We start from the raw sequence: 18542 nt of genomic DNA on the forward strand, positions 1-18542 counted from the left end.
TTCGGCTCACCGATCGCGGAGGAGATGAACCGCTCCTTCTTGCCTGATCGGCATGGTGGATCCGACCGGGGGTCGCCATGCTCACTCGCCGGTAAGAGATTGGTGTGCTGATGTTCATGCGTTTCATGCGGGAAACGGGCGGTGCAACGGCAGTCGAATATGGCCTGCTCGCCGGGCTCATCGGCGGTGCGATCATTGTAAGTCTCGGCGCGACCGGAACCAGTCTTCAGGGTGTGTTCGAGCTAATCGCCGCCAAGATCGAAGGTCCGGCGTCTCCCTGACGTCGATGCGGTGCCGGCTGGATCTCCTGCGATGCCTCATCGTCGTGTGCGGCCGCGAGCCGCCGCTGTGCTCCAAGGCGAGCTGATACCGGTCGTTGGTGCTTTTCTCATTTTCTGGTTTCGGGTCGCGGATGCGACGGGTTGAGAGCGTCGGCGAGGCTCATCCTGGCGGAGCCCGGTTTCAGCGGCTTCTGCTGGCTCTCATGCGGCGCCCAGCCCGAGGCGTAGATGACCGAGAAGGATGCCCGAATCCGACCGTCGGGATCCGAAAAGCGCTCGGCATACAGCTCGGCAGCACGCAGGAAGAAGCGCTTCGACACCGGGATGCGGCTGCGCGTGGCAAGCGGGTTTGTCATTCCCATCGCCCTGATGTCCTTCATCAGGGAAAAGAGCGAGGCGTAGCGCACCGTATAGGTTTCCACATCGGTGACCGGCAGGGCGAACCCTGCGCGCTGCAGCAGCCCGCCAATATCGCGAACATCGGCAAAGGGAATGACGCGAGGACTTGCCCCGCCGGTGATCTCGCTCTCGGCCTGCAGCAGCACCTCGCGCAGTTCCTGCAACGTTCCTGCGCCGGGAATGGCTGCCAGGAACAGGCCGTCCGGAGCAAGCGCGCGACGGATCTGGATGAAGGCGCCGGGCGTGTCATTGGTCAGATGCAGGGCGAGCGGCGAGACGACGAGGTTCATCGTCGCGGGGGCGAAGGGGACCGTTTCCAGCGATGCGATCTGATCGGCGCCCGCGCCCGGACCGGTCGCCGTGCCCGGAAGCTCGACGCGTTCGATCGCGCCCACCTTGCCGGTTGCGGCAAGTGCCTGGGCGACGGCGGGCGTTGCCCCGTGCAGCACGGCGGCACGCTCGAAGCGGCGTTCGACAACGGCCAGACGCCCTGCCAGTTCCTCGGCTGCGAGCGTCATCAGGAAGTCTGCACCTTCGACAGAGGCCCGGATCGCGCGCGTTCGGCGGCTTTCGATCAACGGCTGGTCAAAGATGGTTTCCACGATATGCTTCCCTTGCGACCGGAATGACGCCAGAGGCGTGCGCCCTGACATGGCGAGACGGGAAAGGGAAGTCAACCATGGTGCTCAGCCTGAGGGCACGACCTCGGAATGCAGGCGACAGCGACGCGGGAGGCACGGCCCGGCCGGTCTTAACCCGGACGCGTGCCGCGGCTCAGCGTTTGCGACCGGTCGGTCGCGGTCTGCTGGATCTTCTTTTCCCGCCCGTCTGCGTCGGATGCAGCCGGTTAATTGCCAAGCCGCATGCATTATGCCCCGTCTGCTGGAGCGGTTTGCGGTTTCTCGAAAGGCCCTATTGTGCCGTGCTCGGCCTGCCTTTCGTGCATGATCTCGGCGACGCCATCCTCTCGCCGGAAGCGATTGCGGATCCTCCGGTCTTTCAGCGGCTGCGCAGTGCGGTCGTCCATGAGGGCGTGGCCCGCCACCTCGTTCATGCGCTGAAATATGCCGACAGGGGCGATCTTGCGCCGATGATGGCCGGGTGGATGGTGCGGGCTTCCGATGGGTTGCTTGCCGAGTGCGACGGCGTCGTGGCGGTGCCGTTGCACCGTTTCCGGCTCTGGCGCCGGCGCTTCAACCAGTCTGCCGATCTCGCGCGGCATGTCGCAGCGCTTTCCGGCCGGCCTTATCTTGCGGATGCCCTTGTCCGGCAACGGCGCACGCAGCGGCAGGTGGGGCTGGGCGCCAGGGCACGCGTCGAGAATGTGCGGGGCGCCTTCCAGGTGCCCGACGGGCAGAGGATGGTGGTTGCGGGAAAGCGGCTCGTCCTCATCGACGACGTCTATACGACTGGCGCCACCGTGGCGGCGGCAACGCGGGCGCTTCTCAAGGCGGGTGCGGTTTCCGTCTCGGTTTTGACCTTTGCAAGAGCGTTACCCGATCATATATGAAGGAGGTGTGAGGGAATGGCTGCAAGGCGCTTGATGCGCGCATGGCCGGACCCTTCCCCGAACTTTTCGCAGGCCGGTCGCGAAGCGGTGCTTCGCCTCAACCGCGCCTGCCTCAACGAGCAGGAAAGTCGAGCAGAAACATCATGGCTTCGGTCGTCATCTATACCCGTCAGTTCTGCGGATATTGCTCCGCTGCAAAGAAGCTTCTCGAGACGAAAGGCATCGACTTTGTCGAGCACGATGCCACCAATGCGCCGGAGATCCGCCAGGAAATGATCAAGCGCGCCAATGGCGGTTCGACATTCCCGCAGATCTTCATCAATGACATTCATGTGGGCGGCTGCGACGACCTGCATGCGCTGGAACGCGCCGGCAAGCTCGACGGCATGCTGGCGGCCTGAGGAAACAGCCCCATGACCATCAAGGTAGCGGCCGTGCAGATGTGCTCCGGCGTCGATCCGGAAAAGAACGCGGCCGCGATGGAACGTCTGGTGCGCGAGGCGGCCGGCCACGGCGCGCTTTACATCCAGACCCCCGAGATGACCGGCGCGGTGCAGTCAAACCGGGCGGAACTGCGTGCGGTGCTGAAGGCGGAAGAGGACGACGTGATCGTCCGGACGGCCGCAAGGCTTGCCGCCGACCTCCGGGTGCATCTCCATGTCGGCTCCACCGCGATTGCGCTTGCCGACGGCAAGATCGCCAATCGCGGCTTCCTCTTCGGCCCTGATGGCGCCAAGCTTCTCCACTACGACAAGATCCACATGTTCGATGTCGATCTCGACAATGGCGAGAGCTGGCGCGAAAGTGCCGCCTACACGCCGGGCGCCTGTGCGCGGGTGGCGGGCCTCCCCTTTGGCACGATGGGCTTTGCGATCTGCTATGATGTGCGCTTCCCCGAGCTTTTCCGGTCGCAGGCCGTTGCAGGTGCCGAGATCATGACGGTTCCGGCCGCCTTCACGAAGCAGACCGGCGAAGCGCACTGGGAAATCCTGCTGCGCGCCCGCGCCATCGAGAACGGCCTTTTCGTGATCGCCGCCGCGCAAGCCGGCAAGCACGAGGACGGTCGCGAGACCTTCGGCCATTCCATCATCATCGATCCCTGGGGTCGCGTGCTCGGCATGGCCGATGGCGCCGGCGAGGCGATCGTGATGGCCGAGATCGACCCGGCCCAGTCGGCGGCCGCGCGCCGCAAGATCCCCAATCTCAGGAATGCCCGCGACTTCACCGTGGAAACCATTGCCGCGGACCGGGCGGGAGGCGAGGCCGCTTGATCCGCTACCAGCTCTCCTGCGATCAGGCCCATGCCTTCGAAGGATGGTTTTCGAGTTCGGACGACTTCGACCGGCAGGTGGAGCGTGGGCTTGTCACCTGCCCGGTCTGCGGTTCTGCCCATGTCTCCAAGGCGCTGATGGCGCCGTCCGTTTCCACGGCACGCGGCAAGGAACAGCGCCAGCAGATGGTGATGGATGCCGCGCGCGGCGAGGTGATCGCCAAGATGCGCGAGATGGTCAAAACCATCCGCGCCAATGCCGAGGATGTCGGCGACCGTTTTCCGGAAGAGGCCCGCCGCATCCACTACGGAGAGGCGGAACAGCGGGGCCTGATCGGCCAGGCCACCATCGAGGAAGCGGCTGCGTTGCTCGATGAAGGCATCGAGATCGCGCCGCTGCCGGTTCTGCCGGAAGATACGAACTGAAGGCTCAGGCTTCTCCGGCGGCTTCCTCGGCGCGGCGTGCGACCATCATGTAGTTCACGTCCATGTCGGAAGACAGGTTCCACTGGTTCGAGAAGGGGTTGAAGAAGACCCCGGTGCGATCGGTGACCGAAAGGCCGGCGCCGGTCAGCGGCCCCTCGATCTCCTCCGGCTTCACCAGCTTTTCATATTGATGCGTGCCCTTCGGCAGCCAGCGCAGCACGGTCTCGGCCGCGAAAATGGCCAGCGCGCCGGCCTTCATGGTCCGGTTGATGGTCGCAACGAACATCATGCCGCCGGGGCGCACCATGGAGGCGCAGGTGGAGAGGAAGAAGGGCACGTCGGAGACATGCTCGACCACTTCCATGTTGAGGATGATGTCGAAGGTCTCGCCGGCCTCGGCCAGCGCCTCGGCCGTCACGGCGCGGTAATCGACGGAGACGCCGCTCATCGCGGCATGGGTTTCGGCGATGCGGATGTTCTTCTCCGACGCATCCGCGCCCACCACCTCGGCGCCGAGGCGCGCCATGGGCTCGGAGAGGAGGCCGCCGCCGCAGCCGATGTCGAGCAGACGCAGGCCGGTCAGCGGCTTTGCAGCACGCGCGTCGCGGCCAAAGTTTTCCGAGGCCTTGTCCCTGATATAGCCGAGCCGCACCGGATTGAACTTGTGCAGCGGCCGGAACTTGCCCTTGGGGTTCCACCATTCGGCGGCAAGCGCGGAGAAGCGGTCGACTTCGCTCTGGTCGATGGTGGTGCGGGCGGTTTCGGTCATGGCGGTTTCCGTTCGTCGGTCGTGCATCTGTCCCAAGCACAGGTCGGGCAGGCGGGCCCGCAAGTCAAGTGCGACGGATTTTCCTACGGATTGTGCTGCCGGGCGGATCGACGGCAACCCTTCTGCCCGCGCGCCATTGCACGCCTGTCACACATCCGCTAAGAGACCGCCGACTTTCCCGGCCGTTGCGGCTCTTGCCAGCGGCCTTCACGCATACCGGTAGAAGCCATGGCACGCATCGTGATGAAATTCGGCGGGACCTCCGTCGCTGATCTCAACCGCATCCACAATGTCGCCCGCCATGTGAAACGCGAGGTCGATGCCGGCCACGAGGTGGCTGTCGTCGTGTCCGCCATGTCCGGCAAGACCAACGAGCTGGTCGCCTGGGTGCAGGGCATGCCGAAGGCGACGGGGGCGGAATCGCCCTTCTACGATGCGCGCGAATATGACGCCGTCGTCGCCTCGGGCGAACAGGTCACCTCTGGACTTCTCGCCATCGCGCTGCAGTCGATGGGCATCAATGCCCGCTCCTGGCAGGGCTGGCAGATCCCGATCCGGACCGACAGCGCGCATGGTTCGGCCCGCATCCAGGAGATCGACGGCGCCGATATCATCCGCCGCATGGGCGAGGGCCAGGTGGCCGTCGTTGCCGGCTTCCAGGGCATCGGCCCGGACAACCGCATCGCGACGCTCGGACGCGGCGGCTCCGACACATCGGCCGTGGCGATTGCGGCTGCGGTCAAGGCCGACCGCTGCGACATCTACACCGACGTCGATGGCGTCTACACGACCGACCCGCGCATCGAGCCCAAGGCGCGGCGCCTGAAGAAGGTGGCCTTCGAGGAAATGCTCGAGATGGCCTCGCTCGGCGCCAAGGTTCTGCAGGTGCGCTCGGTGGAGCTCGCCATGGTGCACAAGGTGCGCACCTTCGTGCGCTCGTCTTTCGTTGATCCCGATGCGCCGGGCATGGGCGATCTTCTGAACCCGCCCGGTACGCTGATTTGTGATGAGGATGAAATCGTGGAACAGGAAGTCGTTACCGGCATCGCCTATGCCAAGGATGAAGCGCAGATCTCGCTCAGGCGCGTTGCCGACCGTCCCGGCGTGTCGGCCGCGATCTTCGGTCCGCTCGCCGAGGCGCACATCAATGTCGACATGATCGTCCAGAACATTTCGGAAGACGGGTCGAAGACCGACATGACCTTCACCGTGCCCTCCGGCGACGTGGACAAGGCGCTGAAGGTGCTCGAAGACGCCAAGGGCCAGGTCGGCTTCGACGTCATCCAGAGCGAATCGGGCCTCGTGAAGGTTTCCGTGATCGGCATCGGCATGCGCAGCCATGCCGGCGTTGCTGCGACCGCTTTCAAGGCACTTGCCGAAAAAGGCATCAACATCAAGGCGATCACCACCTCCGAGATCAAGATTTCCATCCTGATCGACGGCGCCTATGCAGAACTTGCGGTTCGCACTTTGCATTCCGTCTACGGTCTGGATAAGACTTGAACGAAGCAGTTCGCAATCGCCGGTGACGGGCAGGGTCCGGCATCGGCGTCAGAGGCTGCTGACGTTACAGTTCTTCCGGTGGAGCCAACGCGATGAGAGATCTCTCCGCGGGTCCGCGCGTTCTTCTCAGGCGGCTGCGCGAACTCATGGCGGAGCCGCTGGAGCCGCAGGAGCGCCTTGACCAGATCGTACGCCAGATCGCCAGCAACATGGTGGCGGAGGTATGCTCCGTCTATGTGCTGCGTTCGGACGGCGTGCTGGAACTTTACGCCACGGAAGGTCTGAACCGCGAAGCCGTGCACCTGTCGCAGCTGAAGATGGGCCAGGGTCTCGTCGGCACGATCGCCGCTTCCGCCCAGCCGCTCAATCTCTCCGATGCGCAGGCCCATCCGGCCTTCGCCTATCTGCCCGAGACGGGCGAAGAGATCTACCACTCCTTCCTCGGCGTGCCGATCCTGCGCACCGGCCGCGCGCTCGGCGTTCTCGTCGTGCAGAACAAGGCAAGCCGCACCTACCGCGACGACGAGGTGGAAGCGCTCGAAACCACCGCCATGGTGCTGGCCGAAATGGTCGCTTCCGGCGATCTGAAGAAGATCACGCGTCCCGGCCTCGAACTCGATCTGTCGCGCCCTGTTTCCATCGACGGCGCGAGCTTCGGCGAGGGTATCGGGCTCGGCTATGTCGTGCTGCACGAACCGCGCATCGTCGTGACCAACCTCCTCAACGAGGATAGCGAGCACGAATTGCAGCGGCTTGCCGAGGCGCTCGGGTCACTGCGCATCTCCATCGACGACATGCTGTCGCGCCGCGACGTGTCGATGGAGGGCGAGCACCGCGCGGTGCTCGAAACCTATCGCATGTTCGCCCATGACCGGGGCTGGGTGCGCAAGCTCGAAGAAGCGATCCGCAACGGCCTGACGGCGGAAGCGGCGGTGGAGCGGGTGCAGAGCGAGACGAAGGCGCGCATGATGCGGCTGACGGATCCCTATCTGCGCGAGCGCATGCACGATTTCGACGATCTCGCCAACCGCCTGCTGCGCCAGCTGACCGGCTATGGCGCCAAGATGTCGGCCAAGGATTTCCCCGACGACGCGATCATCGTTGCCCGCGCGATGGGTGCGGCAGAACTGCTCGACTATCCCCGCCAGAACGTGCGCGGCCTCGTGCTCGAAGACGGCGCGGTGACAAGCCATGTGGTGATCGTGGCGCGCGCCATGGGCGTGCCGATCGTGGGGCAGGCCGCCGGCGTCGTCGCGCTTGCCGAAAACCGCGATGCGATCATCATCGACGGCGACGATGGCAAGGTGCATCTGCGGCCGGTTCAGGATCTGCAAAATGCCTATGGCGACAAGGTCCGGTTCCGGGCCCGGCGCCAGGCGCAGTTCCGGGCGCTGCGAGACCTCGAATCCAAGACGCAGGACGGCCAGCGCATCACGCTGCAGATGAATGCCGGCCTTCTGGTCGATCTGCCGCATCTTGCAGAGTCCGGCGCCGAGGGTATCGGCCTGTTCCGCACCGAGCTGCAGTTCATGATCGCCTCCACCATGCCGAAGATGGAGGATCAGGAAGCTTTCTACCGGCAGGTGCTGAAACAGGCCGGCGGCAAGCCGGTGACCTTCCGCACGCTCGATATCGGCGGCGACAAGGTCGTTCCCTATTTCCGCTCGACGGAAGAGGAAAACCCGGCGCTCGGCTGGCGTGCCATCCGCCTGTCGCTCGATCGGCCCGGCCTGTTGCGCACGCAGTTGCGCGCCATGCTGCGGGCAGCGGCCGGCAACGAGCTGAAGCTGATGCTGCCGATGGTGACCGAGGTTTCCGAGCTGCGCGACGTGCGCGCCCTGTTGCAGAAGGAAGTCGAGCGGCAGTCGAAGCTCGGCGAACAGTTGCCGCGCAAGCTCCAGTTCGGCGCGATGCTGGAAGTGCCGGCGCTGCTCTGGCAGCTTGATGAACTCATGGCCGAAGTCGATTTCGTTTCCGTCGGCTCGAACGATCTGTTCCAGTTCTCCATGGCGGTCGATCGCGGCAATGCGCGCGTGTCCGATCGTTTCGACGTGCTCGGCAAGCCGTTCCTGCGCATCCTGCGCGACATTGCGCGCGCCGGTCTGCGCAACGAAACGCCCGTGACGCTGTGCGGCGAGATGGCGGGCAAGCCGCTGTGTGCCATGGCGCTGATCGGCGTCGGGTTCCGCGCGGTCTCCATGTCGCCGATTTCCATCGGCCCGGTAAAGGCCATGCTGCTGCAGCTGGATGCCGGCAAGCTTTCCGAGCAGTTGAACGCCGCGCTCGACGATCACGGCGAGGTCACGACATCGCTCCGGCCGATGCTTGCGGCGTTCGCCGCACAGCACGGCATTCCGGTCTAGCGATCCACCCAACGCACATGTTTGCGCGCTATGGCGCGCGCGGGTCACGCGTCTTGCGTGATCCCCGATACCGATGATCTGGAGTATCCATGCCCACATTGCCCGTGGAGAAAATGCGCGAACTGGAGCGCCGCTTCGGCGAAATCGAGGCGCGCATGTCGGAAGGCCCGGCGGCCGATGTCTATGTGAAGCTGGCGTCGGAATATTCGGAACTGCAGCCTGTCGTGACGAAGATCCGCGCCTACGAGAAGGCGCAGGCCGACCTCGCCGAGATCGAGACGCTGCTTGCCGACCGTGCCACCGACCGGGACATGCGCGAGCTTGCCGAAGCCGAACGCCCCGAGATGATCGAGACGATCGAGGCGCTTGAAAAGGACATGCAGGTGCTGCTGCTGCCGAAGGACGCGGCGGACGAAAAGAGCGCGATCCTCGAAATCCGTGCCGGCACGGGCGGGTCGGAGGCGGCTCTCTTTGCCGGCGATCTCTTCCGCATGTACGACCGCTATGCCGCCGCCAATGGATGGCGGGTGGAGGTTCTCTCCGCGAGCGAAGGGGAGGCCGGCGGTTACAAGGAAATCATCGCGACCGTCACGGGCCGCGGCGTCTTCGCCAAGCTGAAATTCGAATCCGGCGTGCACCGCGTGCAGCGCGTGCCGGAAACGGAAGCCGGCGGGCGCATCCACACCTCGGCGGCCACCGTGGCGGTCCTGCCGGAGGCCGAAGAGATCGACATCGAGATCCGGCCCGAAGACATCCGCATCGATACGATGCGCTCGTCGGGTGCCGGCGGCCAGCACGTCAATACCACCGACTCCGCGGTGCGCATCACGCACCTGCCGACCGGGCTCGTCGTGACGAGTTCGGAGAAATCGCAGCACCAGAACCGCGCCAAGGCCATGCAGGTGCTGCGCTCCCGGCTCTACGACATGGAGCGCCAGCGCGCCGACAGCGAGCGCTCCGCCGACCGCCGCAGCCAGGTCGGCTCGGGTGATCGCTCGGAACGCATCCGCACCTACAATTTCCCGCAGGGACGCGTCACCGATCACCGCATCAACCTGACGCTCTACAAGCTCGACCGGATGATCGAGGGCGAGATCGACGAGATCGTCGATGCGCTGATCGCCGACCACCAGGCCGGGCTTCTCGCCCAGCTTTCCGAGCAGGGAATGTGATCGGCATGGCGGCCACGCTCGATGCTGTGCTGGCGGCGGTGCGGCGGTCGCTTGCGGAGGCCGGCGTCGAGGATGCCGGACGTGAGGCGCGCCTGCTGGTCGCCGGCCTGCTCGGCCTGACGCCGACCGAGCTTCTGACGCGAGGAGCCAGCCCCGTTGCCGATGCTGAAAGGGCGAAGGTCGAGGCGGCGGTGACGCGTCGGCTTGCCGGCGAGCCGGTCTTTCGTATCCTTGGACGACGGGATTTTCGCGGATTGACGCTCAAGCTGTCGCCGGGAACGCTGGAGCCGCGGCCGGACACCGAATGCCTGGTGGATGCGATGGGGCCGCAGGTGGATGCGATCATTGCGCGCCAGGGGCACTGCCGCATTCTCGATCTTGGAACGGGGACGGGCGCCATCATCCTCTCCTTGCTTGATGAGCATCCGCTGGCCAGCGGCGTCGGGGTCGACAAGAGCGCCGATGCGCTGGCGACGGCGCGTGACAATGCAGCGGGGCATGGTCTTGCCGCGCGTTTCGACGCTCGGGAAAGCGACTGGTTCTCGTCCGTGGACGGGATCTTCGACGTCATCGTCTCAAATCCGCCTTACATCGTAAGTAGCGTCGTTGACGAACTCGAACGGGATGTTCGGGATCATGATCCCCGCCTTGCACTGGACGGGGGTGCCGATGGCCTCGATGCCTATCGGGCGATCGCTTCCGAAAGCAGGCGCTATCTCTCGCAAGACGGAATTGTCGGACTGGAGATCGGTTACGATCAGGACGGTCCAGTGACGGCGCTTTTCGAAGCGTCCGGGTTTCGCCTGACACAGCGTGCCAGGGATCTCGGTGGCCGGGATCGGGTGCTGGTGTTTCAGCCGCGCGGCTGAGCGAAAAGCAGTTGATATCATGCTGCACCTGCTCGCATAGTTTTAGCAGCGCAAAAGAAAAGGCTTGGAATCCTTGAACAAGCGCGCTAGTTTCCCCTCGCGCACTGGGCAGAAAGTCATCAGCAGAAGATTCGCTTCGCGGTGATCAGGCCAAGGGGATTGCTCTCTCACCAGAGTGGCTAGGGTTCGAAAGTGCCCGGTGCGGGTATCTGGTAATCTGGGAAAACCATCAGCGACAGCCGCACGAGCGGCATGTCAGCGGCGCGAATGTACCCGTCCACAGACCCTGGCGGGACGCGAAACGTGCCATCACTCCATTATCAAAAGAGACTTCAGGTGAACGGAACGATGAGGCCAGGACAGCAAAACAAGCGCGGCCGCGGGCGTAATAACAATAATAACAACAACAATAATAACAATAACAACAATCATAACCGGAAGGGCGCAAACCCGCTGACCCGGACCTATGACAGTTCCGGTCCGGATGTTAAGATCCGTGGAACGGCGCAGCATATTGCCGAGAAATACGCAACGCTTGCTCGCGACGCACAGAGCGCCGGCGACCGCGTCATGGCGGAGAACTATCTCCAGCACGCCGAACACTATAACCGCATCATTGCAGCCGCCCAGGCGCAGATGCAGGAACGCTTCCAGCATCACGATCGCTCCGATTATAATGATCGCGACCAGGATGATGTGGACGGCGTCGACATGGACGACGTTGCTGACGTTGCCGTTCAACCGCAGCCGCAGCACCAGCCGCGCCAGAATCGCGACCAGCAGAACCGGGACCAGCAGCCGCGCGAGAACCAGAACCGGGATGGCCAGTCCCGTGATGGTCAGGCGCGCGAAGGTCAGGGTCGTGACGGGCAGCCGCGGGAAAACCAGCCGCGCGAACCGCGTGCGCAGCGCGAGCCCCGCGAGCCGCGTGAACCCCGCCAGCAGCAGCCGGCCCAGCCGGTAGAGGTGGCGGCGGCTCCCGTAGTGATCGACGGAACCGGCCCGCAGCCGGAGATCGAAGGTATTCCGGCCGAAGTCGCCATTGGCGAGGACGCTGCCGAGGGTAGCGCAACGGCCCGCCAGCCGCGCCGTCGCAGCCCCGTCCGCCCGCGCCGTCCGCGCCGCACCAGCGGTGAGGCGAGCGAAGGTGGCGACGGCAACGAAGGCGGCCAGCCGGTCCTGGAGCCGGCTTCGGAGTAAGCGGTCCTTCAACCGTAAAATTGAAAAGGGTGCCTGGCGGTTTCGCCGGCACCCTTTTTCGTTTTGGCGTCGCGCCTGACGGCTCACGCGCGCCAGAACGGCTTTGCGATCTCGCGTACGAGGTCGGTGCGGGTCCAGCCGGCATCGGCAAGAACGCTGTCCGGCTGCGGCAGCAATTCGTCCCGCAGCATTTTTCGCAGGCTCCAACGGGCAGCCATGTGTTGCAAGCAGTTGGTCTGCCTGAAGGAATGGGCTTCGCGAGCGGGGTGTGCGTTGAACGATGCGCGCATGGGCGTGGGGCGTTTCCGCCTGGCCAGTTGCATCTCGGGGAAGGGGAGTACGTTGCTCATTGCCGGACCTCGCGTTCCAATGGCGCAACTCTACCGTCATAAAACCCTTGAAAAAATCGAGTTATTCTCGCAGGCCTGTGAGAAAAGGGAACAGATATGCGGCGCTTGCCCCCGCTTTCGGCACTGCCGGCCTTCGAGGCGACGGCGCGGCTCGGGTCGCTGACGGCGGCGGCGGAAGAGCTTGGCCGCACCCATGGCGCCATCAGCAAGCAGATTGCCCATCTTGCCGAGGATCTCGGCGGCGACCTTTTCGAAAAGCAGGGTGCGCGCCTGAAGCTGACGTCGCGCGGCGAGCGGCTCAACCGCGCCGCCCGCGTCATGCTCGACGAATTGCATGCGTTGTCCCAGTCGCTGCGCGCCGAACGGGACACGCATGCGCTCGACATTGTCAGCAGCGGCACGCTAGCGGCGCGCTGGCTGATCCCCATCCTGCCGAATTTCTACGCCCGTCACCCGGATATCGAGATCAAGCTGCGCGTGACAGGACCCCATGTGTTGCAGCCGCACGAGTTCGATGTCGTCATCAGCTATGACCGGCTGCGTGGACCGCTGGAGGAGGGGGAGCCGACGCCCGTTGGCGACACCACCTATGGCCCGGTCTGCGCACCCGGATATCTCCTGCAGGAAAGGGATGGTGGCTGGCATGCGCCGGTGCGGCTCACGCAGTCCGGCGCCTTTCAGATCTGGGGTGCCTGGGCCGCACTGACGGGCGTGTCGATCTCGGCGGACCGCGAGGTTGAACTGATGCATCAAACTTTGGCGCTGGAATCGGCCGCTGCCGGTCTCGGCATCGCCATGGCCGAGCGGCGGCTGGTTGCCTCCGACCTTGCGACGGGACGGCTCGTCGCACCGGCGGGGTTCGTCACGGTCAAGGACGGGTTGCACGCCCATGTGACGGCCCGTGCCAAGGCCCGGAAGGTCACCCGCCTCTTCCTGGACTGGCTGAAAGACGAGGCTGCGAAGGTCTGACGCATAACCGCGCCGCTTCGCAACGCAAAAAAGTCGCGGTGCGATCGCTGCCGTCTTTAATTTCCAAACACCTCCTCCCATATGAATTTCAACGGATTGATCGGCCGCAAGGTCGGCTCAGTTCCAGAATGCGAAGCTCGCCGTCAGGGAGCTTTCCTCAACCGTCGTCCGATGCCTTGAAGGGTCGGGCGAGACATGGAGGTGTCATATGAACATCGAGAAATATTCCGAACGCGTGCGCGGTTTCCTGCAGTCTGCCCAGACCTATGCGCTGGCGCAGGGCCATCAGCAGTTTACCGCCGAGCACGTGCTGAAAGTGCTTCTGGACGACGACCAGGGCATGGCCGCCTCGCTGATCGAGCGGGCCGGCGGGAGCGCCAAGGATGCCAAGGTTGCAACCGAGGTTGCCCTCGGCAAGCTGCCCAAAGTCACCGGCGGCAATGGCTCCGTCTATCTGTCGCAGCCGCTCGCCCGCGTCTTCTCGACGGCCGAAGAGGCTGCGAAGAAGGCCGGCGACAGTTTCGTGACCGTCGAGCGGCTGCTTCTGGCCCTCGCCATCGAGACCTCTGCCGCCACCTCCGGCATCCTGTCCAAGGCCGGCGTCACGCCCGCCAAGCTCAACCAGGTCATTAACGAGATCCGCAAGGGTCGCACCGCCGACAGCGCAAATGCCGAACAGGGCTTTGATTCGCTGAAGAAATACGCGCGTGACCTCACTGCCGATGCGCGGGACGGCAAACTCGATCCGGTGATCGGCCGCGACGATGAAATCCGCCGCACGATCCAGGTTCTGTCACGCCGCACCAAGAACAATCCGGTTCTGATCGGGGAGCCCGGCGTGGGCAAGACCGCGATCGCGGAAGGTCTTGCGCTGCGCATCATCAATGGTGACGTGCCGGAGAGCCTGAAGGACAAGCGCCTGATGGCGCTGGACATGGGTGCGCTGATTGCCGGTGCGAAGTTCCGCGGCGAGTTCGAGGAGCGGCTGAAGGCCGTGCTGAACGAGGTTCAGTCGGAAAACGGCGAGATCATCCTGTTCATCGACGAGATGCACACGCTGGTCGGTGCCGGCAAGGCGGATGGCGCCATGGATGCATCGAACCTCTTGAAGCCGGCGCTGGCCCGTGGCGAGCTGCATTGCGTTGGCGCGACCACGCTTGATGAATATCGCAAGCATGTCGAGAAGGACGCCGCCCTTGCCCGCCGGTTCCAGCCGGTGATGGTGGACGAGCCGACGGTGGAGGATACGATCTCCATCCTGCGCGGCCTGAAGGAAAAATACGAGCAGCATCACAAGGTGCGGATCTCCGATTCCGCGCTGGTGGCGGCTGCGACCCTTTCCAACCGCTATATCACCGACCGCTTCCTGCCGGACAAGGCGATCGACCTCATGGACGAAGCCGCCTCGCGGCTGCGCATGCAGGTGGATTCCAAGCCGGAGGAACTGGACGAACTCGACCGGCGCATCATCCAGCTCAAGATCGAGCGGGAAGCGCTGAAGAAGGAGTCCGATCGTGCCTCGCAGGACCGGCTCGCCAAGCTGGAGCTCGACCTGACCTCGCTTGAGGAGCAGGCCGATGCCCTGACGGCGCGCTGGCAATCGGAAAAGCAGAAGCTCGGCCTTGCCGCCGATCTGAAGCGCCAGCTGGATGAAGCGCGCAACGAACTGGCGACCGCCCAGCGCAAGGGCGAATTCCAGCGGGCCGGCGAGCTTGCCTATGGCGTCATTCCGCGGCTCGAAAAGGAGCTTGCCACGGCGGAGGCCCAGGACGGCAGCACGAATGCGATGGTGCAGGAGGTCGTGATCCCAGACAACATCGCCCATGTCGTGTCGCGCTGGACGGGCATTCCTGTCGACAAGATGCTGGAAGGCGAGCGCGACAAGCTGCTCAGGATGGAAGACGAGATCGGCAAATGGGTCGTGGGGCAGGGCGATGCCGTCCAGGCGGTGTCGCGTGCGGTTCGCCGCTCGCGCGCCGGGCTTCAGGATCCCAACCGGCCGATCGGCTCTTTCATCTTTCTTGGGCCGACCGGGGTGGGCAAGACGGAGCTGACCAAGGCGCTCGCCCGATTCCTCTTCGACGACGAGACCGCGCTGGTCCGTCTCGACATGTCGGAATACATGGAGAAGCACTCCGTATCCCGGCTGATCGGGGCTCCTCCCGGTTATGTCGGCTATGAGGAGGGTGGCGCGCTGACGGAGGCCGTGCGGCGCAAGCCCTATCAGGTCGTGTTGTTCGACGAGATCGAGAAGGCGCATCCTGACGTCTTCAACGTCCTTCTGCAGGTTCTCGATGACGGGCGCCTGACGGACGGGCAGGGGCGCACGGTCGATTTCAAGAACACAATGATCATCATGACCTCGAACCTCGGGGCCGAGTATCTGACGGGTCTTGGGGAGAACGAGGACAGCGAAGCGGTTCGCGAGCAGGTGATGGGCGTGGTGCGGGCCTCGTTCCGGCCGGAGTTCCTCAACCGCGTCGACGAGATCATCCTGTTCCACAAGCTGCGCCGCAGCGAGATGGGCGCGATCGTCGATATCCAGCTGGAGCGTCTGCGCCGGCTGCTCGCCGACCGCAAGATCGCCGTGGAACTGGATGCGGATGCCCGCGTCTGGCTGGCCGACAAGGGTTACGACCCTGTCTATGGCGCCCGGCCGCTGAAGCGGACGATCCAGAAGTTCGTCCAGGATCCTCTCGCCGAGAAGATCCTCGGCGGCGAGATCCCGGATGGTTCGGTCGTCACGGTGACGGCCGGTTCCGACCGGTTGCTCTTCACCCCGCGCGCCGACGAAAGCCGCGAGGCGGCCTGAGACTGGCGAAATGTCTGCACGAAAAGCGAAAGGGCGGTCCGATGGGCCGCCCTTTTACGTCATGGTCATCTCGGCTGTTGCTGCCGCCAGTCGCAGGTCTATTGCTGGCTCGCCAGTTCGTCGCTCGGCTTGTCCTTGCTCAGCAGCTGGTCGATGCGATCGCGCTCCTTTTCGAAGCGTGCCAGCACCTCGCCATCCAGCGATTTGCCGCCCGGCAGGCGGATGCGCAGCGGATCCACCTTATTCCCGTTGACGATGAGTTCGTAATGGAGGTGGGGGCCGGTCGAAAGGCCGGTGGTCCCGACCCAGCCGATCACCTGGCCCTGCCGCACCTTGGCACCCACCTTCACGTCCTTCGCAATCGCGCTCTGGTGATTGTAGGAGGAAACATAGCCATTGGCGTGGCGGATCAGGGTCTGGTTGCCATAGCCGCCGGAATCCCAGCCGGCCTTTTCAACGACGCCGTTGCCGGCTGCAATGATCGGCGTGCCGCGCGGGGCACGCCAATCGACGCCGGTGTGCATGCGCGAGAAGCCGAGAATCGGATGGCGACGCATGCCGAAGCCTGAGGAGAAAACGCCGTTCGGTACGGGATTGCGCAGAAGGAACTGCCGGATGCTCTTGCCGCTCTCGTCGTAATAGTCGATCGAATTGTCGGTCGGATCCTGGAAGCGGTAGAAGCGCGTGTCCTGGTCGCCGAAATGGGCGTGAACATAGAGAAGTTCAGAATCGCTGGTGGCGCGCCCGCTTTCATCCTGCACGGAGAAGAAGGCTTCGAGGCTGTCGCTGGGGCGAAGCTGCGCCTGGAAATCCACGTTGCTTGCGAGAAGACGGATGACCTGGCCAACCATGCCGTCATTCATGCCGTAGGACAGCGCGGCCTGCCAGATGCCGTCATAGACGCGCGGCAGATCGCGGCCGGCGATCTGCACCGGGCCGGACATGCTGTCGAATGCGGTGGCGACCGCGTCGAGATGCGGCGGCTCCTCGCCCTTGATGAAGCGGCCCTTGTCATCGAGTGCGATGGTGGCGACGTGCTCGCCGCGATCGTAAAGGCTGGCCCTCACCACATGGGCGCGCTCGCCGGACTGGATCACGCCGATGCGCAGCACATTGCCTTCGGAGAGTTCATCGTCGTCCAGTTCGTCTGCGAGATACTTTCCGACATCGTCAGCCTCGGCACGCGCATAGCCGGCAGCAACCATTGCATCCGAGACGGTCATGGCGCGCCGGATGGGGATGACGTCGTCGGCATATTCGGGACCGGCTGCCGTCACGGTGTCGAAGGACGAGACCGTCATGTTCTCTTCGACGACGCGCGCCGACAGTCCGCGCAGAATGTCGATCTGGTCGTCCTGCGAGGCAAAGCGCTGCGGATCGACATAGGAGAGGGATGCGACCTGTGTACTGCCTTCGGTCAGCACCGAACCGTTGGTCCGAACGTTTTCCTCGACCTCGTCGATGGTCATGGCCGGGGCATAGACAAGGCCCTTGCCATCAAGCGGGAAATCGACCGTCTTCAGTGCCACCTCGGATTCCACGTCCGAGCCGTAGATGGTGCCGGTTCGGGCAATCTGCGGGGCCGTGGTGTCCGTATCGCTGGAAAAGATCGCGAGCGGATCAAAGCGTGGATAGGAGGTGGTTGTCTGATGGTTTGCGGCCAGTTGCATCTTCACATGCATGAAGGGCTGGCGACGCACGACTTCCTTTTCTCCGTCATGGATCATGGTGGAGACTTCCATGACCGTCTTGTCGGAGGGCTTGGCGACAACGGAGGGTGCGAGAACGCGTCCGCCACGCTTGGCCGCTACGGTCTGGCTCCCGGTTCCAAGCGAAGCATAGGCTTCCGCCGGAATGGCCAGTTGCTGGCGGCCATCGAGGGCTGCGAAAAGCGCGACGCCCATCAGCACGCTGGAGGTGATGCCTGTGAGAAAAGTCCCGGAAAGCCAACGCAGCGAGATCTCGCGACGATCCGGCGCTCTCCGGCCGTCGGCCAGAATGGGCGGCTCTTCGCCAAGCGATCGGATCACGCTCTTGTCGCTGTGCATGGTTGAAGCCATCGCCCGTGTTTTGGTTTCCCATCCTCGCACGGGTTGGGTTGCGCGAAGATGTGCCCCTTTCAGCGCGTGGAGTCAAATTGACCGCCCTGCGCATGCGGCTGCCTCTCCGGTAGAGTCCGGGAATGTGAAAAATCGAAGGCAGTTTTATGCCACCTGCCATCTCTATGGGGGACAAGGTTGGAAAAACGCCGGCCCGGCAGGCTTTGTCGTTCAACTGTCATTTTTTTTGAAAAAGGCTGTTGACTTCGCTTCGAGCCGGGCATAGAAACCGCCTCACAGAACGAGGGCGGCGCTGCCGCAGGCGACGGAAGCCTTCGCTCTAGCAAATTCTGATGCATCGACACCTTGTTGATCATCGCCGAAGCCAGGCTTCGGAGATAGGAATTTTGACGGTTTTCCGTCTGTTTTTTGACAAGTTGGGATAGAGAGAAAGAGAGACGTGGCCGGCGTGGTCTGCGGAACCTTAGGGGTTCTGGATTGATTACGGTTAGGTTACGTCTTTTGAAATGAGAATGCCTTTTCGCTGGATAGCGAGAGGGAAGTTCTCGTCGATTCAGAATGACGTGATTTGGCCTTGATTGAATTCTCA

General features: G+C 63.9%; 16 protein-coding genes. 12 read left to right on the top strand and 4 right to left on the bottom strand.

Annotated features, from left to right (window positions below):
- Positions 1 to 110: 110 nt before the first annotated feature.
- Entirely contained in the window at positions 111 to 281 is a 171-nt protein-coding gene (locus ACED18_RS15505) for a Flp family type IVb pilin (protein WP_377293858.1), read from the top strand.
- Between the two features lie 107 nt (positions 282 to 388).
- Here ACED18_RS15505 and ACED18_RS15510 read toward each other — a convergent pair whose 3' ends face one another.
- On the bottom strand, positions 389 to 1282 hold the full coding sequence (locus ACED18_RS15510; protein WP_377293810.1) for a class I SAM-dependent methyltransferase: 894 nt from the start codon (positions 1280 to 1282) through the stop codon (positions 389 to 391).
- A gap of 77 nt (positions 1283 to 1359) precedes the next feature.
- On the opposite strand from ACED18_RS15510, the gene ACED18_RS15515 reads away from it, so the two are divergent.
- The 4 genes from ACED18_RS15515 (at position 1360) to ACED18_RS15530 (ending at position 3886) form a co-directional block, all read left to right on the top strand.
- Positions 1360 to 2190: a ComF family protein gene (locus ACED18_RS15515; RefSeq protein WP_377293812.1), complete on the top strand. Its 831-nt coding sequence runs from the start codon at positions 1360 to 1362 to the stop codon at positions 2188 to 2190.
- A 143-nt stretch (positions 2191 to 2333) separates the two neighbouring features.
- Positions 2334 to 2591, top strand: coding sequence for a glutaredoxin 3 (grxC, locus tag ACED18_RS15520; RefSeq protein WP_377293814.1), 258 nt, complete (start codon positions 2334 to 2336; stop codon positions 2589 to 2591).
- A 12-nt stretch (positions 2592 to 2603) separates the two neighbouring features.
- Positions 2604 to 3461: a carbon-nitrogen hydrolase family protein gene (locus ACED18_RS15525; protein ID WP_377293816.1), complete on the top strand. Its 858-nt coding sequence runs from the start codon at positions 2604 to 2606 to the stop codon at positions 3459 to 3461.
- On the top strand, positions 3458 to 3886 hold the full coding sequence (locus ACED18_RS15530) for a DUF1178 family protein (protein WP_377293818.1): 429 nt from the start codon (positions 3458 to 3460) through the stop codon (positions 3884 to 3886). Before ACED18_RS15525 ends, ACED18_RS15530 begins: the two co-directional genes overlap by 4 nt.
- 4 nt (positions 3887 to 3890) lie before the next feature.
- Here ACED18_RS15530 and ubiG read toward each other — a convergent pair whose 3' ends face one another.
- A complete protein-coding gene (ubiG, locus tag ACED18_RS15535; protein ID WP_377293820.1) occupies positions 3891 to 4655 on the bottom strand; it encodes a bifunctional 2-polyprenyl-6-hydroxyphenol methylase/3-demethylubiquinol 3-O-methyltransferase UbiG in 765 nt (254 codons plus the stop codon).
- A 228-nt stretch (positions 4656 to 4883) separates the two neighbouring features.
- On the opposite strand from ubiG, the gene ACED18_RS15540 reads away from it, so the two are divergent.
- From ACED18_RS15540 to ACED18_RS15560, 5 genes are all read left to right on the top strand, one after another.
- Positions 4884 to 6158: an aspartate kinase gene (locus ACED18_RS15540; RefSeq protein WP_377293822.1), complete on the top strand. Its 1275-nt coding sequence runs from the start codon at positions 4884 to 4886 to the stop codon at positions 6156 to 6158.
- 92 nt (positions 6159 to 6250) lie between these two features.
- Complete coding sequence (gene ptsP / locus ACED18_RS15545; protein WP_377293824.1) at positions 6251 to 8521, top strand: phosphoenolpyruvate--protein phosphotransferase; 2271 nt, start codon at positions 6251 to 6253, stop codon at positions 8519 to 8521.
- A gap of 89 nt (positions 8522 to 8610) precedes the next feature.
- Entirely contained in the window at positions 8611 to 9693 is a 1083-nt protein-coding gene (gene prfA, locus ACED18_RS15550) for a peptide chain release factor 1 (protein ID WP_377293826.1), read from the top strand.
- Positions 9694 to 9698: 5 nt separating this feature from the next.
- Positions 9699 to 10562: a peptide chain release factor N(5)-glutamine methyltransferase gene (gene prmC, locus ACED18_RS15555; protein ID WP_377293828.1), complete on the top strand. Its 864-nt coding sequence runs from the start codon at positions 9699 to 9701 to the stop codon at positions 10560 to 10562.
- A 348-nt stretch (positions 10563 to 10910) separates the two neighbouring features.
- Complete coding sequence (locus ACED18_RS15560) at positions 10911 to 11762, top strand: DUF4167 domain-containing protein (protein ID WP_377293860.1); 852 nt, start codon at positions 10911 to 10913, stop codon at positions 11760 to 11762.
- Between the two features lie 83 nt (positions 11763 to 11845).
- Here ACED18_RS15560 and ACED18_RS15565 read toward each other — a convergent pair whose 3' ends face one another.
- On the bottom strand, positions 11846 to 12112 hold the full coding sequence (locus tag ACED18_RS15565) for a DUF1127 domain-containing protein (protein WP_377293830.1): 267 nt from the start codon (positions 12110 to 12112) through the stop codon (positions 11846 to 11848).
- Between the two features lie 96 nt (positions 12113 to 12208).
- Between ACED18_RS15565 and ACED18_RS15570 the strand changes: the two genes are divergently transcribed.
- Complete coding sequence (locus tag ACED18_RS15570; protein ID WP_377293832.1) at positions 12209 to 13081, top strand: LysR substrate-binding domain-containing protein; 873 nt, start codon at positions 12209 to 12211, stop codon at positions 13079 to 13081.
- A gap of 208 nt (positions 13082 to 13289) precedes the next feature.
- A complete protein-coding gene (clpB, locus tag ACED18_RS15575; protein ID WP_377293834.1) occupies positions 13290 to 15893 on the top strand; it encodes an ATP-dependent chaperone ClpB in 2604 nt (867 codons plus the stop codon).
- A gap of 98 nt (positions 15894 to 15991) precedes the next feature.
- Here clpB and ACED18_RS15580 read toward each other — a convergent pair whose 3' ends face one another.
- On the bottom strand, positions 15992 to 17941 hold the full coding sequence (locus ACED18_RS15580; protein ID WP_377293862.1) for a M23 family metallopeptidase: 1950 nt from the start codon (positions 17939 to 17941) through the stop codon (positions 15992 to 15994).
- Positions 17942 to 18542: the final 601 nt, after the last annotated feature.

This window comes from Rhizobium sp. SG2393, from assembly GCF_042610495.1.
Taxonomy (GTDB): domain Bacteria; phylum Pseudomonadota; class Alphaproteobacteria; order Rhizobiales; family Rhizobiaceae; genus RU20A.

What these genes read in the sequence shown, in the direction of transcription:
- ACED18_RS15505 (WP_377293858.1), top strand. Translation starts at nt 111, where the DNA reads ATGTTCATGCGTTTCATGCGGGAAACGGGCGGTGCAACGGCAGTCGAA.
- ACED18_RS15515 (WP_377293812.1), top strand. Translation starts at nt 1,360, where the DNA reads ATGGTGCTCAGCCTGAGGGCACGACCTCGGAATGCAGGCGACAGCGAC.
- grxC (WP_377293814.1), top strand. Translation starts at nt 2,334, where the DNA reads ATGGCTTCGGTCGTCATCTATACCCGTCAGTTCTGCGGATATTGCTCC.
- ACED18_RS15525 (WP_377293816.1), top strand. Translation starts at nt 2,604, where the DNA reads ATGACCATCAAGGTAGCGGCCGTGCAGATGTGCTCCGGCGTCGATCCG.
- ubiG (WP_377293820.1), bottom strand. Translation starts at nt 4,655, where the DNA reads ATGACCGAAACCGCCCGCACCACCATCGACCAGAGCGAAGTCGACCGC.
- ACED18_RS15540 (WP_377293822.1), top strand. Translation starts at nt 4,884, where the DNA reads ATGGCACGCATCGTGATGAAATTCGGCGGGACCTCCGTCGCTGATCTC.
- ptsP (WP_377293824.1), top strand. Translation starts at nt 6,251, where the DNA reads ATGAGAGATCTCTCCGCGGGTCCGCGCGTTCTTCTCAGGCGGCTGCGC.
- prfA (WP_377293826.1), top strand. Translation starts at nt 8,611, where the DNA reads ATGCCCACATTGCCCGTGGAGAAAATGCGCGAACTGGAGCGCCGCTTC.
- prmC (WP_377293828.1), top strand. Translation starts at nt 9,699, where the DNA reads ATGGCGGCCACGCTCGATGCTGTGCTGGCGGCGGTGCGGCGGTCGCTT.
- ACED18_RS15560 (WP_377293860.1), top strand. Translation starts at nt 10,911, where the DNA reads ATGAGGCCAGGACAGCAAAACAAGCGCGGCCGCGGGCGTAATAACAAT.
- ACED18_RS15565 (WP_377293830.1), bottom strand. Translation starts at nt 12,112, where the DNA reads ATGAGCAACGTACTCCCCTTCCCCGAGATGCAACTGGCCAGGCGGAAA.
- ACED18_RS15570 (WP_377293832.1), top strand. Translation starts at nt 12,209, where the DNA reads ATGCGGCGCTTGCCCCCGCTTTCGGCACTGCCGGCCTTCGAGGCGACG.
- clpB (WP_377293834.1), top strand. Translation starts at nt 13,290, where the DNA reads ATGAACATCGAGAAATATTCCGAACGCGTGCGCGGTTTCCTGCAGTCT.
- ACED18_RS15580 (WP_377293862.1), bottom strand. Translation starts at nt 17,941, where the DNA reads ATGCACAGCGACAAGAGCGTGATCCGATCGCTTGGCGAAGAGCCGCCC.